The following is a 214-nucleotide window of genomic DNA, read 5'->3' as shown; positions in this document are numbered from 1 at the left end:
AAATCAGGCACAGTACGCTTCGTAGACGGGCGTCATAGCTTGAATAAAAAACCGAACTTGGTTATTAAATAAAAAGTGCAATCGGCTCGTTCAGAATCGCAGGGCATTGGAGCTCTCAGCCATTCTAGCTACTGAAACTATGTTAAATAAAAGCGAAGACAAATTTTCTTGTCTTCGCTTCTTGTATTTGTGTTTCAACGTATTGATTAAAACT

Annotated in this window: 1 protein-coding gene; it reads left to right on the top strand. The window is 38.3% G+C overall.

Translation table 11 applies throughout. The features are described 5' to 3' along the window. On the top strand, window positions 1–72 hold a 72-nt coding region (locus MR113_RS28150), incomplete at its 5' end, for a hypothetical protein (RefSeq protein ID WP_242257501.1). Window positions 73–214: the final 142 nt, after the last annotated feature.

The sequence above is a fragment of the Bacillus cereus group sp. BfR-BA-01379 genome (assembly GCF_022663605.1).
Taxonomy (GTDB): Bacteria; Bacillota; Bacilli; order Bacillales; family Bacillaceae_G; genus Bacillus_A; species Bacillus_A mobilis.
Note: the sequence above shows the minus strand (reverse complement) of the source record. Positions and strands in the feature narration are given on the sequence as shown.